Genomic DNA, 15,941 nt, shown 5'->3' with positions numbered 1-15,941 from the left:
CGCCGGATGCCGGAATGCATGGTCAGGGCGTACCCGGGTAGAAACCCACCATGACCTCTGCGATCGACCAGCCCACCGTCACGTTGCCGAGCGAGGTCCGGATGCCGCTGCTCGGCTTCGGCACCTGGCAGCTTCACGGTCGCCGCGCCTACGACGCCGTCCGGGAGGCGCTCGACGTCGGCTACCGGCACCTCGACACCGCCACCATGTACGGCAACGAGGACGAGGTGGGCCGGGCGATCCGGGACAGCGGAGTGCCCCGGGAGGACATCTTCGTCACCACGAAGCTTCCGCCGGAGCAGGCCGGTCGGGAGCGGCAGACCATCGCGGCCAGCCTCGCCGCGCTCGACACCGGGTACGTCGACCTGTGGCTGATCCACTGGCCGCCCTCGCAGGACCGGGCCAGCATCGCGAGCTGGCGGGAGCTGCTGGCCGTCCGGGACGAGGGTCTGGCCCGGACGGTCGGGGTGAGCAACTACGGCACCGGCCAGCTCGACATGCTGATCGAGGCGACCGAGGAGGCTCCGGCGGTGAACCAGGTCCGCTGGGGTCCGGCACTGCACGACCCGCGCCGGCTCGACGAGCACCGGGAGCGGGGCGTGGTGCTGGAGGGGTACAGCCCGTTGAAGACCACCGACCTGGACGACCCGGTACTCGGGGAGATCGCCCGCGGGCACGGGGTCACCCCGGGCCAGGTGGTGCTCCGCTGGCACATCGACCACGGCATCGTGGTGATCCCGAAGTCGGGCACGCCGTCCCGGATCCAGGAGAACTTCGACCTCTTCGGCTTCGCGCTGAGCGAGAGCGAGCTGCGCCAGCTCGACGCGATGGGCCGCTGACCCGCCACACTCCCGACCCGCCGCGTCCCGGGACTGAGCCCCGCATTCCCCGGCTGAGCCGCTGAGCCGTCGCGTCGCCGAGCGACTACCCTGACCGGCAGCCGCCGCCCGGGGCACCGCGCGCACGCGCCGTCCGGCCCACGGGGCCGTCGACCCGGCGTGGCGGCGCGAGGGGAAGGTGCGGGATGTACGACCAACTGCTCGGCGGCGGCCTCGGCCAACCCGGGCCGGAGGAGAACGGGCCGGAGCCGGACTTCGTCACCTGGCTGCTCTACCTCGACCGGGCCGAGGATCCGGGCTGGCTGGGAACGTTTGCCCGCTGGTGGCACGACGAGGTGTGCCGGATGCTGCTGCCGTTCGTCCATCCGGTCGGCGCCGCCGCCCCGACCACCTCGTTGACCGCGTTCGAGCAGGACGCCGCTGGGCGGGGGCGGCGCCGCCGGCCGGGACGCTGGGTGGACGGGATCACCGCCGACTTCGCCCAGCTCTCGGCCAGGTGGTTCGACGTCGCGCCGACCGCGATCGCCTCCGAACTGGACGTCTTCCTGGCCCGGTTCGCCGGTCGGCGGCACGTCCGGCTGCAGATCTCGATCGGCTTCGAGGGACGGTCCGGAGGGCTGCCGCTGGTGCTGCCGGCCCTGGTCGAGCTGGCCCAGCTGGTCAGCGACGCGACGGACCCGGCGTACGGCGAGATTGTGGTCAACGCCGGCCTGCTCTCCCCGGCGACGATGCTGGACGCGGCGCTCGGCCGGTCCGCGGAATCCTCCGCCGAGCTGAGCCGTACGCACCTGCGCGGCTACGAGTGGGTGACGGTCTGTCCCCGGGAACTGGTCGCCGAGCTGGGTGGGCCGGAGCGGCTCCGGGCGAGCGGCGCCTTCGCCGAGGTACGCCCGCTGCGGCACGGCGGTGTACTGCTCCGGGCGACCGACGATCCGGCCGACTACCGCGCCGACCGGGTACGCGCGGCCTTTTGCGCCCTGGCACCGGTGCTGCCGCCCGGGCAACCGGGTGCGCTGCCCACGGTGCCGCCAGCCGGCTCGGCGATGCTGTCGGCGGTGCCCGGCGTGCTGGCCGGCGACCCCGGCGGGCACGACCTGAGCCGGGTGGTCTTCGCCGACCCCCGCACGCTGCACCCCCACCTCCCCGGCCAACGCCTCCACCTGGGCCCCGGCCCCACCACCCGCTGACCGGCGGGTGCTCCTACCACCCCGCCGGGGTGGTAGGAGCACACGATCGGAGCTGTGCCCGGGACGGGGCGGCTGGATGGGAGCGGGTCAGGCAGGGGTCAGGCGCGGGTGCAGGGGGAGCCGTTCAGGCTGAACGACGTCGGTGAGGAGTACGTGCCGCTGAACGTGCCCTGGTAGCCGAACGAGGCCGTGCCGCCCGGTGCGATGGTGCCGTTCCAGCTGATGTTGCGGGCGGTCACCGCCGATCCGCTCTGCGTGACGGTGGCGTTCCAGGCGTTGCCGACCTGCTGCCCGGACGGCAGGTTGTAGGTCAGCGACCAGTTGTTGATGGTGCTGGAGCCGGTGTTGGTGATGGTGACCGACGCGGTGTACCCGTTGTTCCAGGAGTTCGCCGTGTAGGCGACCCGGCAGGGGGTGCCGCCCGGCGGGTTGGTCGGCTGGCTGGTGGGCGGGTTGCTCGGCTGCGGGTTGCCGCCGCCGTTCACCGACGCGGAGAACGAGTTCACGCCGAGACCGGTGCCGCCGATCCACGGCTCGAAGCCGGCCTGGATGCTGGTCAGGTACCACGAGTTGGTGATGGCACCCCGGTTGCGGACGTCGTTGATGAAGTCCAGCACGCTGAAGTTCCAGCTGTTGATCGGGGACGGCGCGAGGTACGAGATGACGTTGTTGGAGCCGTTGCTCCCGCGCCACACGTCCCAGGTACGCCCGGCGACGGTGGCGCTGCCGACCGAGGAGCCGATCGGCTGGATCGAGCCCTGCCGGTTGAACCAGATCATGATCTCCATCTGGTTGACGCCGTCCCGCTTCGGTGTCGGGTCCAGCCAGATGTCGTACGAGGCGTTGTAGGTGGCGCCGCTGACGAAGTTGTAGTTGATGCTGCTGCTGGCGCTGCTGATCTGGCTCACCTGCATCGGCAGGTTGGTCCCGGGCGAGCAGTTGGTGTAGTGGCAGCCGAGGAAGACCGACGGGTACGAGACGGGGGCGCCGCTGGTGTTGCCCTGGCCGTCCTGCCGGGTGATGGAGAAGCCGGTGTCGGTGACGTTGATGCACTGCTGGGCGGTGGTGCCCCAGCGGTTGTTCTGGACCACGTACCGGCCCTGGATGGTGGTCGAGCCGTACTGCTCGCAGATCTGGACGTCGGCCTGGGCGGGGCCGGCGGCGCTGAGTACGGCGATGGCGGCGCTGGCCAGCAGGCCGGCGACCGCCGCGAAGACGGGGACGGAACGTCTCATGATGCTCCTTGGCGTGGTGGGTGTCCGTGGAGTGGTGCGGTGCCGCGAGGTACCGGGCGGTGCGGCGGGGTGGTGCGAGGGAGCGCTCCCATGGCAGCCAGAGACACATTTACATGCTTGAAATCGGAAAGCAACTGGGCGAGAGTCGCCCCGGTGTCGTTCATGTCGATGAGCCGGTTATGGCGGTAACGCAGCCGGGCTGAACGGCGTACCGGAAAGCAGGGCGACCGGCGGCGGTGGCCGGGTCAGGCGCCGGCCAGCAGGGCGCGGGCGGCCCGCACCTGCCGGACCGCGCCGTGCAGCGCGGCGACGATCCGCTCCTCGCTGTCCGCGTCGAGCCTGGTCGCCGGCACGGAGAGGCTGATCGCGTCCACGGCCGGGGAGTGCAGCGGCACCGCCATCGCGAAGCAGACGATGCCCTCGGTGTTCTCCTCGCGGTCCACCGCGTAGCCCCGGTCCCGCACCGAGGCCAACTCCGCGTGCAGCAGTTCCGGGTCGGTGATGGTGTGTCGGGTGAGCGCGGGCAGCGGCCAGTTCAGCAGCCGGTCCACCGCCTCGTCGGTGCGCTGCGCCAGCAGCGCCTTGCCCAGCGCGGTCGCGTGCGCCGGGAGGTGCCGGCCGATCGCGCTGTACAGCCGCAGCCGGTGCACCGACTCTCGCTTGGCCAGGTAGACGACGTGCGGCCCGTCCAGCCGGCCCAGGTGCACGGTCTCGCCGAACTGGCCGGCCAGGTCGTCGAGCACCCCGGCCAGCAGGCCGGTGGCGTCGTCCGCCTCCAGATAGGCGGCACCGACCTGGAGGGCGCGTACGCCCAGCCCGAACCGGGTGCCGGTGGCGTCCGCCTCCACCCAGCCGCGCTGGATCATCGTGCGCAGCAGCCCGTGCAGGCTGCTCTTCGGGATCCCCAGCGCGCGGGCCAGCTCGACCAGGGAGCGGCGCTGCGGCGAGTCGGCCAGCGCCTCCAGCACGTCGAGGGTCCGGCCGGCCGACTTCACCGGCTGGAACGCCTCGACCGCCCCGAGCGGAGCGGTGGCGCCGGACGGCACCGTCCGGGCGGCCTGCTCCGACCGGCCGGTCAGTGCCGGGCCGGCCTGGTCCGACCGGCCGGGTACGGGCTGGCCGGCCGGGCCCGGCCGGATTTCCGCGCCGCTGGTCGTACCCGTCGTCATGCCGGCCACTCTAGTCGGCTTGACAGTGTCCGGGAGCGCAGTAGGGTCGCGTATGTGACCAGCGTTCAACATGATGAACAGATTGCCGGCGTACCAGAGACCATCGCGGCGACCCGGATCCTGCCGGTCGTGGTCCTCGAGGACGCGGCCTCGGCGCCGGCGCTGGCCGCCGCGCTCACCGAGGGCGGCCTGCGGGCCATCGAGGTGACCTTCCGGACGGCCGCCGCCGCCGACGCCATCCGGGCGATGGCCGAGCGCCCCGACCTGTTGGTGGGCGCCGGCACCGTGCTGACGCCGGCCCAGGTCGACCAGGCCGCCGAGGCGGGCGCCCGGTTCGTGGTCAGCCCCGGCTTCTCACCCGCGGTGGTACGGCACTGCCAGGAGCGCGGGCTGCCGGTCTTTCCCGGCGCCGCCACCGCCACCGAGATCCAGATGGCGCTGGACGCCGGACTGGACACGGTCAAGTTCTTCCCCGCCGAGCAGCTCGGCGGGGTCGGCATGGTCAAGGCGCTGGCCGCCCCGTTCCGGTCGGTCCGGTTCATCCCGACCGGCGGCGTCAACACCGGCAACCTCGCCGACTACCTGGCACTGCCCGCCGTGCTCGCCGTCGGCGGCACCTGGATGGTCGCCCCCGCGCTGCTCGCCGAGGGGCGCTGGGACGAGGTCACCCGGCTGACCGCCGCCGCCGTCGAGGCCAGCCGCTCCGCCGGCTGAGCCCGACCAGCCCGACCCGACCCGACCCGGCCCGCGCCTGCCCGACTCGGCTCCCGTCCCGCACCCTCCACCGCTGACCGCCGTCCCCGCGCCGTCCGGCCCGCCTGAAAGGTCCGCCCATGCTGACGCTCCGCTCCGCCGACGACTGCCGCTTCGACCTGGTCTCGCTCGGCGAGGTGATGCTCCGGCTCGACCCGGGCGAGGGCCGGGTACGCACGGCGCGGGCGTTCCGGGCCTGGGAGGGCGGTGGCGAGTACAACGTGGCGCGGGGGTTGCGCCGGTGCTTCGGGCTGCGTACCGCGCTGGTCACCGCGTTCGCCGACAACGAGGTGGGACGGCTGCTGGAGGACCTGATCCTGACCGGCGGGGTGGACACCTCGTTCGTCAGGTGGGTGCCGTACGACGGCATTGGCCGGAGCGTCCGCAACGGGCTCAACTTCACCGAGCGGGGCTTCGGGGTACGCGGTGCCGTCGGCACCTCGGACCGGGGGCACACCGCGGCCAGTCAGCTCCGCCCGGACGACGTCGACTGGGACCACCTCTTCGGCACCCTGGGCGTGCGCTGGCTGCACACCGGCGGCATCTACGCGGCGCTCTCCGAGGTCACCCCGGAGACCATCGAGGCCGCGATGACCTCCGCCCGCCGGCACGGCACCCTGATCTCGTACGACCTGAACTACCGGCCCAGCCTCTGGAAGGCGGTCGGCGGCCAGGCCCGGGCGCAGGAGGTCAACCGGCGACTCGCCCGGTACGTCGACGTGATGATCGGCAACGAGGAGGACTTCACCGCCTCGCTCGGCTTCGCGGTGCCGGACACCGACGAGTCCCTCGCCGAGCTGGAGGTGGCGAACTTCCAGCGGATGATCGAGGCGGTCACCAAGGAGTACGACAACTTCCAGGTGGTGGCGACCACGCTGCGCACCGTACGCAGCGCGACCGTCAACGACTGGGGAGCGATCGCCTGGTCCGCCGGAAGCGGCTTCGTGCAGGCGACCCACCGGCCCGACCTGGAGATCCTCGACCGGGTCGGCGGCGGCGACAGTTTCGCCTCCGGGCTGATCTACCGGTTGCTGACCGGCGGTGACCTGGCCAGCGCGGTGGAGTACGGCGCGGCGCACGGCGCGCTGGCGATGACCACCCCCGGCGACACCTCGATGGCGAGCCTGAAGGAGGTCGAGGCACTCGTCCGGGGGGCGGGTGCCCGGGTCCAGCGGTGAGTCGGTGACCCGACCACCTGGTCCTTGGGGTCGACGCCGCTGATCTAGTGGCCGATGCCGGCGACCCGGTCGTGAGCTGGGCACATCCGATCGGATCTTCCCTGGGGTGATAGCGCGGAGTAGTGTCTTGCCTTCAACGCGTGCCCATCCCTCCGGAGGCGTCACCAGATGGCCGCATCCCACCTGCGCGTTCTCGTCGTCGGCGCGGGGATCGCCGGGCTGGCGGTCGCGCGTACCCTCCGGCTCGCCGGCTTCCGGCCGGAGGTCACCGAGCGGTCGTCCGGGACCGGTGCCCCCGAGATCGGTCTCTACCTGCCCGGCAACGCCGAGCGGGCGCTGCGGGAGATCGGGCTGGACGATCCGGTGCGACCGCTCGGCCAGGTCATCCGCTGCCAGCGGTTCTTCGACGCGCAGGGCCGGGAACTCTGCGAGGTCGACCTCGACAAACTCTGGTCGGGGGTCGGCGAGTGCCGGGCGCTGCCCCGATCCGACCTGCACCGGGTGCTGCTGAGCGGGGCCGGCGGCGAGGTGCGGTACAACACCGAGGTCCGCGCCCTCGACCTGCACCGGGACGGCGTCACGGTCACCTTCGGCGACGGCGGCCGGGCCGAGTACGACCTGGTGGTCGGTGCGGACGGGCGCCGCTCGGCGGTCCGCGCGCTGGCCGCGCTCGGCGGCCCGGCCCGGCCGGCGGGGCATGTTGGCTACCGTGGCGTGGTCAGCGGCGGCCCGCCGCTCGACGACTGGACCGGATTGCTCGGCGAGCGGGCCGCGTTCGTCGCGATGCCGATGGGCGCCGGCCGGCTGCACTGCTACGCCGACGAGGTCGGCACCGCGCCACCGGCCGACCCGCTGGCCCGGCTACGGGAACTGTTCGGCGGGTACGGCGGCCCGGTGCCGGCCATCCTGGCCGCGATGGACCAGGTGCAGGTGACCCGTACCGACGAGGTGGAACTGGGCGCGTGGTCCCGGGGCCGGGTGGTGCTGGTCGGTGACGCCGCACACGCCACGGCGCCGACGCTGGCCCAGGGCGCCGCGATGGCCTTGGAGGACGCGCTGGTGCTGGCCCGTTCGCTGTCCCGGTCGGCGAGTGTGCCCGAGGCGCTGGACAGCTACGAGAGCCGGCGCCGGCCCCGGATCAAGTGGGTGCTGGACCGGACCCGCGACCGCGACCGGACCCGGGACGTACCGCCGCCGCTGCGCGACCCGCTGTTGCGGATCCGGGGCAACCGGATCTTCCAGGAGCACTACCGGCTCCTCGTCGACCCGGCGTGACGGTGCGCGGACCAGATGGTCCGGAGCGGGCGGCGCGGCCACGGGATCCGGAGCGGGCGGTGCGGAGCAGGGTGCTGCGCCCGCGGGGACCCGCGAAAGCGCTGCGGCCCGCGCGGCGAGCCGACTGACGGCGGGTTCCGTCGCCCCGCGCGGCGGTGCCGGGCGGGGCTGGTGGGGCGGTCCCGGCGGGTCGGGGCGTACCCGAGGAGGGACCCGCCGCTGCCGGGGACTATTCTGCCTGCGAGGTACGGCTCGCAGATCAACAGCGCGTGCCGAGTGGGACTAACGAGAACCGGAGGCCACTCGTGACCACCGTCGCACCCAAGCCGATCGTGACCCGGCCCTGGCCGGTCCGCCAGCCGGTCAAGGGCTCGGCACTCACGCGGCTGCTGCGTACGACGGACGCGAAGCAGATCGGGATCATGTATATGGTCACGGCGTTCGCGTTCTTCATGATCGGTGGCCTGATGGCGCTGCTGATGCGCGCCGAGCTGGCCCGGCCAGGACTCCAGTTCCTGTCGCCGGAGCAGTACAACCAGCTCTTCACCATGCACGGCACGATCATGCTGCTGTTCTTCGCGACGCCGATCGTCTTCGCGTTCGCGAACTTCGTGGTGCCGATCCAGATCGGCGCCCCGGACGTGTCGTTCCCCCGGCTGAACAGCTTCGCGTACTGGCTCTATCTGTTCGGCGGCACGCTGGCGCTGGGCGGCTTCTTCACCCCCGGCGGCGCGGCCGACTTCGGCTGGTTCGCGTACACCCCGCTGAGCAACGTGGAGCACTCGCCCGGGGTCGGCGCGAACATGTGGATCGTCGGCCTGGCCATCTCCGGTCTGGGCACCATCCTCGGTGGCGTCAACATGATCACCACGATCCTGACGCTCCGGGCACCCGGCATGACGATGTTCCGGATGCCGATCTTCACCTGGAACATCCTGGTCACCAGCCTTCTGGTGATCATGGTCTTCCCGCTGCTGGCGGCGGCCCTCTTCGCGCTCGCCGCGGACCGGATCCTCGGCGCGCACGTCTTCGACGCCGCCACCGGCGGCCCGATGCTCTGGCAGCACCTCTTCTGGTTCTTCGGGCACCCCGAGGTCTACATCGTCGCGCTGCCGTTCTTCGGCATCATCAGCGAGGTCATCCCGGTCTTCTCCCGCAAGCCGATCTTCGGCTACAAGGGTCTGGTCGGCGCGACCATCGCGATCGCGGCGCTCTCGATGAGCGTGTGGGCACACCACATGTTCGCCACCGGCCAGGTGCTGCTGCCGTTCTTCTCGTTCCTGAGCTTCCTGATCGCGGTGCCGACCGGTATGAAGTTCTTCAACTGGATCGGCACGATGTGGCGGGGGCAGCTCAGCTTCGAGACCCCGATGCTCTGGTCGGTCGGCTTCCTGGTCACCTTCCTCTTCGGCGGCCTCACCGGCGTACTGCTGGCCAGCCCGCCGGTCGACTTCCACGTCTCCGACTCGTACTTCGTGGTGGCGCACTTCCACTACGTGCTCTTCGGCACCATCGTCTTCGCCGTGTACGCCGGCATCTACTTCTGGTTCCCGAAGATGTTCGGCCGGATGCTGGACGAGCGCCTCGGCAAGGTGCACTTCTGGCTGACCTTCATCGGCTTCCACACCACGTTCCTGGTGCAGCACTGGCTCGGCAACGAGGGCATGCCCCGGCGGTACGCCGACTACCAGCCGCTGGACGGGTTCACCACGCTGAACATGATCTCCACGATCGGTTCGTTCATCACCGGCATCTCGACCCTGCCGTTCCTCTACAACGTCTGGAAGTCCTACAAGGCCGGTCCGGTGGTGGAGGTCGACGACCCGTGGGGTCACGGCAACTCGCTGGAGTGGGCGACCAGTTCGCCGCCGCCGCTGCGCAACTTCGACCGGATGCCCCGGATCCGCTCCGAGCGGCCGGCCTTCGACGCGAAGTTCCCGGAGCTGGCCGCCGGCGGGCAGTCGCTGGCCGGCCCGCCCGAGGGCGGCGCCAAGCCGCTGACCAGCGAGTCCGATCACGGCGCCAGTTACACCGAGGACACCGCCAGCAACATCGACCAGCGGTAGCCCACCCCGTTCGATCTCGCGGCCGGCACCCGGAGCAGCCCTCCGGTGCCGGCCGCGAGCGCGTTTGCCCGGTGGACCCCGCGCCGAGCGGCGCTCAGGGGTCCGACGCCGAGTCGGGCAGCAGGTCGAGCATCCAGTCGGTGGACCCGCGCCGAGCGGCGCTCAGGGTTCGGCCGGGGCCCGCAGCGCGGGTGGCGGGACCAGATCGGCGTCTGGTGCCGGATCGGCGTCCGGTGCCGTTGGGTCGGCTCCGACGGCCGCGCGCCGCCGGCGCACCTCGACGGGCAGGACGGCCAGCCCGAGCAGCGTGCCGACCAGGCCGGTGGCGGCGAACCCCCAGGCCGGCCCGGAGGCGTCGATGACCGCGCCGGCCAGCGGTGCACCGAGGGCCAGTCCGACCGTGAGGGCCGAATTCTGCAACCCCATCGCCTCGCCCCGGGCCCCGGACGGGGCGAGCTGGCTCACCGCGTTGGAGGTGGCGGCGAGCGCCGGCGCGCAGAGCACCCCGGCCGGCAGCAGGGCGAGGCCCAGCGTCCACCACTGGGCACCGCCGAGCCCGATCGGGACGGTGCAGATCCCGAGCAGCAGGACGATCGCCAGCGGCGGGAGCGGCCGGGTCAGCATGCCGTACATGAAGCCGCCGACCAGGGAGTAGACGGCCCAGACGCCGAGCACCACGCCGGTCCAGTGCACCTGGTCGGCGGCGCGCAGCACCGCCACCACGGCGACGTCGGTGCCGCCGAGCACCAGGGTGGCGGCGGTGGTGATGGCCAGCATCCCGACCAGTCGGGGCGTCAGCCACTCCCGGCGGGACGGCGGCCTGCCCGGCACGGCCGGCTCGCGGTCGTCCCGGGTCGGCGGGTCCAGCCAGACCAGCGCCAGGCCGGAGAAGACGATGCCGGCGCCGACCACCAGCAGGGTGGCCCGGGGCGACACGCTGGTCGCCAGCAGCACCGCCACGGCCGGCCCGACCATGAACGACAGTTCCACCGACATCGAGTCCAGCGCGTACGCCGGCCGGCGCCGGTCCGCCGGCACCAGTGCGGCGATCGACTGCCGGATCACCGAGAAGACCGGCAGGGTCAGCAGGCCGCCCAGCAGCGCCCCACCCAGCAGCACCGGGTACGGCATGAGTGGCGAGCTGAACCAGAACGCGGCCTCGGCGACGGTGGTCAGCACGAGTACCGGCCGGAGCCCCCGGCGGTCGACCAGCCGGCCCAGCACCGGCGCGCCGAGCGCGGAGCCGACCGTCATCGCGGCACCCGCCAGCCCGGCTGCCGCGTACCCGTGCCCGAGGTGCTCCACCACGTAGAGGGTGAGCGCCAGCAGGGTCATGGTCTTGGGGACCCGGACCAGCAGGGCGAGCAGCATCAGGGGCCGGACCCCGGGCAGCGCCAGGGCGTCCCGGTAGGGCGTGAGCTTCATCGGGTGATCACCTCCCCGGCCATCCTGCCGGGCGGGTACGACGTACCCGCTAAGGGTTGCCGCCGACCCGGGGCGTGCCGCGCAGGGTGACGCCGGCCTCGCGGAGCATGGCCAGCGCCGCGTCGGTCGTGCCCGGGTCGACCCCGGCGGTCAGGTCGAGCAGTACGGTGGTGGCGAAGCCCTCCCGAGCCGCGTCCAGGGCGGTGGCCCGGACACAGTGGTCGGTGGCGATCCCGACCACCTCGACGGTGTCGACCGAGCGCTGCCGGAGCCAGTCGGCCAGCCCCTCGGCCCCCTCCGTGGTCCCCTCGAACCCGGAGTACGCCGCCGCCCACTCGCCCTTGCGGAACACCGCCTCGACCCGCTCGGTGGCCAGGTCCGGATGGAACTGCGCGCCCTCGGTGCCGGCGACGCAGTGCCGGGGCCAGGAGGTGGCGTAGTCGGGCCGGTCCGCGAAGTGCCCGCCCGGATCCACGTGGTAGTCCTTGGTCGCCACCACGTGCTCCCAGCGGTCCGGAACGGCTGCGAGCAGCCGGGAGATCCCGGCCGCCACCGCGCCGCCGCCGGCAACCGCGAGGGACCCGCCCTCGCAGAAGTCGTTCTGCACGTCGACGATGATCAGTGCTCGGCTCATCGCTACCCTTCCGGCTGGTCGGCGGAGACGACGGTGACCGGGATGGTCGGGTCGCCCGCCGAGAGCTTGAGTCCCTCCCAGGGGATGGAGATCAGGCACTGCCGCAGGTGCTCCCGCGACTCGGTCAGGCTCGGCAGCGGCTCCGGCTCGCCGTTCGTGACGTATCGCCGCTGCAACGCCCGGTCGCCGGGCTGCGGTTCGGGTGCGCCGTGCGAGACGACCTCCTCGGTCGCCGTACCGCTCGGCTTGTGCCGCCGGACGGCGACCTTGCGCCCGCCGACGGTCGCCTTGTGCTCGGAACGCTTGACCACCGAGCGGCCGTCCACCTCGACCAGCTTGTAGACCAGCCCGGCGGTCGGGGCGCCGGAGCCGGTCACCACGGCGGTGCCGGCGCCGTACATGTCGACCGGCTCGGCGGCGAGCGCGGCGATGGCGTACTCGTCGAGGTCGCCGGAGACGATGATCTTGGTCTCGGTGGCGCCGAGCGAGTCCAGCAGTTCCCGCGAGTGCTGGGCCAGCACCGCGAGGTCGCCGGAGTCGATCCGCACCGCCCGCAGGTCGGGCCCGGCGACCGCGATAGCGTTCCGGATGCCCTGGGCGATGTCGTAGGTGTCGACCAGCAGCGTGGTGCTCTTGCCCTGCGCCGCGACCTGCGAGGCGAACGCGGTCGGCTCGTCGTCGTGCAGCAGCGTGAAGGCGTGCGCGGCGGTGCCGGCGGTCGGTATCCGGTAGCGCTGCCCAGCGGCCAGGTTGGAGGTGTAGCCGAACCCGGCCAGGTAACTGGCCCGGGCCGCGGCCACCGCCGCCTCCTCGTTGGCCCGCCGGGCACCCATCTCGATCAGCGTACGGCCGCGGGCCGCGGTGACCATCCGGGCCGCCGCCGCCGCGATCGCCGAGTCGTGGTTGAGCACCGACAGCGTCAGCGTCTCCAGCAGTACGCACTCGGCGAAGGTGCCGGAGACGGTCAGGATCGGCGAGCCGGGGAAGTAGAGCTCGCCCTCGGCGTAGCCGTCGATGTCGCCGCTGAACCGGTATCTCGACAGCCACTCGGCGGTCGGCTCGTCGACCACTCCGCTGTCCCGGAGGAAGGCGACGTCCGCCTCGTCGAACCGGAAGTCCGCCAGCAGGTCGACCAGCCGGGCGGTGCCGGCGACCACGCCGTAGCGGCGGCCGGTCGGCAGCCGACGGGTGAAGACCTCGAAGACGCAGTGCCGGTCGGCGGTGCCGTCCCGGAGGGCGGCGCTGACCATGGTCAGCTCGTAGTGGTCGGTGAGCAGCGCGGGGCGGGAACTGTGCACCACGCCAGCCTAAGCGTGCCGCGCCGCCGCCGGTCGCCGGTCACCTCGTCACCCGGTGGCCGGCCCGGGTCAGCGGTCGGGCTCGCCCTCCTGCTCGGGTATCGCCTTCAGCGCCGGCCACAGTTCCCCGCGGCCGGCCACGCCGAGTTTGTTGTAGACCCGCTGGAGGTGGTTCTCCACGGTGCGGGTGGAGATGTAGAGCTGCTCGGCGATGTTCCGGCTGGCCAGCCCCCGGGCGGCCAGCCTGGCGATCTGCCGCTCCCGCTCGGTCAGCGCCGGCTGGCGTACCGACAGCGCGGGCGTACGCAGCACGTCGCAGCGCCGGAGCAGCCCGGCGAGTCGCAGGTTCGCCTCGTGCGACCGGTTCGACCGGGCCGCCCGGAGCCGGGTCACCGCCCGGCTGGTCGCCTCGGCCGCGAAGACGTTGAGGTCGAGTTCGGCGAAGCCCTCCGCGACGGCGAGCAACTGGTCGCCGGAGTGGCCGTACTCGGCCCGGGCGTGCCGGGCCATCAGCGCCGGCAGCGGGCCGTCGACTGTCTCGCTCAGCTCGGTCAGCCGCTGGGCCACGGTCCGCCGCCGGCCGGTGACGGTCGGCTCGCCGACCTCGGTGTCGGCCCGGCCGAACCGCACCAGGTCGTGCAGGGCCAGCACCTCGTGCCCGGCGAAACCGTCCGCCTGGAGCCGGTGTACCAGTTCGCGGAGCGTGCCGACAGCGCTGCCCAGGTCGCCGGTGGCGGCCTGCACGGTGGCCCTGGCCTGTTCGAGCCAGGGGTAGAGCACGGCCATCCCGGAGGTCTGCGACCGGTCCGACTCGGCCATCGCCTCGACCGCGGAGTCGACGTCGCCGCGCATCGCCGCCGCCTGGGCCCGCTCGGCGTGGGCCAGCCCGGCGAAGACCCGGCTGGTGGCAAGGACGGCACAGGCACCGAGGCTGGTCCGCAGCGCCTCACCGGTCTGGCCGCGCAGCCGGGCCGCCTGGGCACGCAGGATCGAGAGATAGCCGGAGCCGAGCCGGAAGTCGCCCGCGTCGGCCAGGTCGGCGAACTCGGCGGCGACGATCGCGTCGATCCCGGCCAGGTCGCCGGCGAGCGTCAGCCGGGTGCCCCGGGCCAGTTCCAGCGCGAGTTGCAGGTAGGGCATCTCGGTCCGCCACTGCGCGGCCTCGGCGGCCACCCCGTCGACGGCCCGGCCGCTGAGCGTCAGCTCGCCCCGGGCGGCCTGCAGGTGCGCGATGGTGCACCGGGCCAGGCCCCGGGCGGCCACCGTGGCGGCCGGCCGGTCCAGCACGGAGCGGCTCAGCCGCAGCGCCTCGGCGCATTCCAGCCGGTGCAGTCGCATGATCGCCTCGAAGGCGACCACCCGGGCCCGGTCGGCCGGGTCGGTCAGCCGTGCCGCGTCCGCCGCGATCTCGGCCACCGTGGACTCCCGGTTGAGCCCCCAGTACGAGACCATGCCGCGTACGGTCAGCCACCGGCTGCGCCGCTCGTCCGAGGAGATCTGGTCGGCGACCGAGTCGAGCACCCGGATCGCCTCCTCGGCCTGGTCGCCGAACATCAGGATGGTGGCCAGCAGCTCGGCGGCCTGGTAGCCGCCGCCGGCCCCGAGCGCGGCCCGGGCCAGCCTGGCGGCGAGCGGTACGTCGAACTGGCTGAACGCCTGCCCGCCGGCGCGCAGCAGCAGGGCCGGATCCTGCGCGGTGCCGGAGTCGAGCCGCCAGACCGCCACCCGGAGCAGGTCGTCGCGGCGCCGGGTGCCGGCCCGCTCGACCAGCTCGGCGAGGTGGGCGTTGAGCCGGCGGGCCCGGGTGACCGGGCAGCGCCGCCGGACCACCTCGCCGTAGAGCGGGTGGGCGAGCCGGACGTCCGAGCGGCGGTCGTGCACGTCGACCCGGATCAGGCCGCGCTCCTCGGCGGTCTCCACGCTGGAGCCGTCGGTCGCCCGGTGCAGCAGGGTCAGCCCGATCGGCTCACCCATCGCGACCAGTTCGACCACCGCGCGCACCCCCGGGTCGAGCTGGCCGATCCGGGCGTCGATCAGCTCGTCGAGGCTGGCCGGGAGCTGGCTGCGGCCGGTCCACCGCCAGACGCCGTAGGTCCGGGTCAGTTCATCGCTGGCGTGCGCCGCGATGACCAGCTCCCGGAGCATCAGGGCGTTGCCTTCGGAGAGCCGGTAGAGCCGGTCCGCCGAGGGCCCGTCCACCGGGTCGCCGAGCATCGCGGTGAGCAGGTCGTTGCTGTCGTCCGGGGTCAGCGGGGCCAGCTCGGCGTGGTCGACCAGGTCGTCCGTCCACAGCGCGCGGATCGGCAGCGGTACCGCCTCGCCGCTGCGCAGCGTGCCGAGCACCGTCGCGTTGTCGGAGCGGGCGATCAGATAGACCAGGGCGGCCGAGGAGGGGTCGAGCAGGTGCGCGTCGTCGATGCCGATCACGATCCGCCGGCCCGCCGCCTGCTGGTGCAGCGCGTCGACGGCCCAGCGCATGATGCCGGCCGGGGAGAGACCGGCGGGCTGGTCGGTCGGGAGCACCTGGGCGAGTCCGCCGAACGGGATGCCGGCGGTGGCGATGTTGGCGGAGGCGGACCAGACGGCGCAGCCGTGCGCGGGCAGCGCCGCCAGCCCCTCGCCGAGCAGGCGGCTCTTGCCGACGCCGGCGGTGCCGCTGAAGAAAATGCCTCGGCTGCCCGGGCTGGTGGCGGCACTCACCAACCGGTTGAGTTCATCCGTTCGGCCAACGAAGCTCCACCGCCCCATCGGGGCAGCATATAGACCGGATGCCATCCGCGCGCGTCTGGTGACTGAATGAATTTGAGTAGCCGTGCGGCCATCCATGAGTATCGTTGATGCTCGTAGCGTACCGGCATCGACACGTAGCGTTCCGATATTCG

At 72.8% G+C, this 15,941-nt stretch carries 12 protein-coding genes; 6 read left to right on the top strand and 6 right to left on the bottom strand.

Annotation, left to right across the window (positions count from 1 at the left end):
* The first annotated feature begins 50 nt into the window (after positions 1–50).
* Together AAH979_RS18885 and AAH979_RS18880 are read left to right on the top strand one after the other, a co-directional pair.
* On the top strand, positions 51–839 hold the full coding sequence (locus AAH979_RS18885) for an aldo/keto reductase (protein WP_346259435.1): 789 nt from the start codon (positions 51–53) through the stop codon (positions 837–839).
* Between the two features lie 185 nt (positions 840–1,024).
* Positions 1,025–2,026 (top strand): hypothetical protein, encoded by a 1,002-nt coding sequence (locus AAH979_RS18880; RefSeq protein WP_346259434.1) that lies wholly within the window; start codon positions 1,025–1,027, stop codon positions 2,024–2,026.
* A 98-nt stretch (positions 2,027–2,124) separates the two neighbouring features.
* On the opposite strand, the gene AAH979_RS18875 is transcribed toward AAH979_RS18880, so the two are convergent.
* Both AAH979_RS18875 and AAH979_RS18870 read right to left on the bottom strand, forming a co-directional pair.
* Positions 2,125–3,261 carry a cellulose binding domain-containing protein gene (locus tag AAH979_RS18875; RefSeq protein ID WP_346259433.1) on the bottom strand — a complete coding sequence of 379 codons (1,137 nt, stop codon included), beginning with the start codon at positions 3,259–3,261 and terminating at the stop codon, positions 2,125–2,127.
* A 245-nt stretch (positions 3,262–3,506) separates the two neighbouring features.
* Entirely contained in the window at positions 3,507–4,430 is a 924-nt protein-coding gene (locus tag AAH979_RS18870) for an IclR family transcriptional regulator (protein ID WP_346259432.1), read from the bottom strand.
* Positions 4,431–4,484: 54 nt separating this feature from the next.
* Here AAH979_RS18870 and eda point away from each other — a divergent pair, with 54 nt between their 5' ends.
* The 4 genes from eda (at position 4,485) to ctaD (ending at position 9,702) form a co-directional block, all read left to right on the top strand.
* Positions 4,485–5,144, top strand: coding sequence for a bifunctional 4-hydroxy-2-oxoglutarate aldolase/2-dehydro-3-deoxy-phosphogluconate aldolase (gene eda / locus AAH979_RS18865; RefSeq protein ID WP_346259431.1), 660 nt, complete (start codon positions 4,485–4,487; stop codon positions 5,142–5,144).
* A 119-nt stretch (positions 5,145–5,263) separates the two neighbouring features.
* Entirely contained in the window at positions 5,264–6,361 is a 1,098-nt protein-coding gene (locus AAH979_RS18860) for a sugar kinase (protein ID WP_346259430.1), read from the top strand.
* Positions 6,362–6,529: 168 nt separating this feature from the next.
* A complete protein-coding gene (locus AAH979_RS18855) occupies positions 6,530–7,636 on the top strand; it encodes an FAD-dependent monooxygenase (RefSeq protein ID WP_346259429.1) in 1,107 nt (368 codons plus the stop codon).
* 305 nt (positions 7,637–7,941) lie between these two features.
* Complete coding sequence (ctaD, locus tag AAH979_RS18850) at positions 7,942–9,702, top strand: cytochrome c oxidase subunit I (protein WP_346259428.1); 1,761 nt, start codon at positions 7,942–7,944, stop codon at positions 9,700–9,702.
* A gap of 162 nt (positions 9,703–9,864) precedes the next feature.
* On the opposite strand, the gene AAH979_RS18845 is transcribed toward ctaD, so the two are convergent.
* From AAH979_RS18845 to AAH979_RS18830, 4 genes are all read right to left on the bottom strand, one after another.
* Positions 9,865–11,127, bottom strand: coding sequence for an MFS transporter (locus tag AAH979_RS18845; protein ID WP_346259427.1), 1,263 nt, complete (start codon positions 11,125–11,127; stop codon positions 9,865–9,867).
* Between the two features lie 49 nt (positions 11,128–11,176).
* Positions 11,177–11,761, bottom strand: a complete 585-nt coding sequence (locus AAH979_RS18840; protein WP_346259426.1) for an isochorismatase family protein — start codon at positions 11,759–11,761, stop codon at positions 11,177–11,179.
* A 2-nt stretch (positions 11,762–11,763) separates the two neighbouring features.
* Complete coding sequence (locus AAH979_RS18835) at positions 11,764–13,059, bottom strand: nicotinate phosphoribosyltransferase (RefSeq protein ID WP_346259425.1); 1,296 nt, start codon at positions 13,057–13,059, stop codon at positions 11,764–11,766.
* A 69-nt stretch (positions 13,060–13,128) separates the two neighbouring features.
* Positions 13,129–15,807, bottom strand: a complete 2,679-nt coding sequence (locus tag AAH979_RS18830) for a LuxR C-terminal-related transcriptional regulator (RefSeq protein WP_346259424.1) — start codon at positions 15,805–15,807, stop codon at positions 13,129–13,131.
* Positions 15,808–15,941: the final 134 nt, after the last annotated feature.

The sequence above is a fragment of the Plantactinospora sp. ZYX-F-223 genome, assembly GCF_039649625.1.
Lineage (GTDB): Bacteria > Actinomycetota > Actinomycetes > Mycobacteriales > Micromonosporaceae > Plantactinospora.
This window is presented reverse-complemented; position numbering and strand designations above follow the sequence as displayed.